The 639-nt window shown below is 67.6% G+C and carries 1 protein-coding gene and 1 pseudogene; both read right to left on the reverse strand.

Annotated features, from left to right (window positions below; genetic code table 11):
* Nucleotides 1-146, reverse strand: a pseudogene (locus DBR34_RS24135) (dihydrofolate reductase); the annotation flags it as partial.
* A 5-nt stretch (nt 147-151) separates the two neighbouring features.
* Nucleotides 152-639 (reverse strand): thymidylate synthase (gene thyA, locus DBR34_RS24140; RefSeq protein ID WP_258224153.1); only part of this gene is annotated, 488 nt, incomplete at its 5' end.

The following is a 639-nucleotide window of genomic DNA, read 5'->3' on the forward strand; positions in this document are numbered from 1 at the left end:
TGCGCGGTCTTGCGCCCCATCAGGATCGGCTTGCCCAGCGTCAGCGCCTTGAAGCGCTTGAGGTCATCGGGCAGCTGCCACGGCAGCTGGTTGTCGTGGCCGATGCCGTGGTTGCGGTCCAGCGCGGCGACCAGCGACAGCCGGATCGCCGTCATACCGCCACCGGCGCCTTGATCGCCGGGTGCGGGTCGTAGCCGTCGATGCGGATGTCATCGAACTGGAAGCCGAACAGGTCGGTGACCGCCGGGTTCAACCACAACTGCGGCAGCGCGCGCGGCGTGCGCGACAGCTGCTCGCGCGCCTGCTCGACGTGGTTGGAGTACAGGTGCGCGTCGCCCAGGGTGTGCACGAAGTCGCCTACGCCGAGCCCGGTGGCCTGCGCCACCATGTGGGTGAGCAGCGCGTAGCTGGCGATGTTGAACGGCACGCCCAGGAAGATGTCGCCGCTGCGCTGGTACAGCTGGCAGCTGAGCTTGCCGTCCACCACGTAGAACTGGAACAGGTTGTGGCAGGGCATCAACGCCATCTGCGACAGCTCGCCCACGTTCCAGGCGCTGACCACCAGCCGCCGCGAATCCGGGTTGCGCTTGATCTCCTCCACCAGCCACTGCATCTGGTCGATGCTGCCGCCATCGGCGG

The sequence above is a fragment of the Stenotrophomonas sp. HMWF003 genome (assembly GCF_003061285.1).
Lineage (GTDB): Bacteria > Pseudomonadota > Gammaproteobacteria > Xanthomonadales > Xanthomonadaceae > Stenotrophomonas > Stenotrophomonas maltophilia_AP.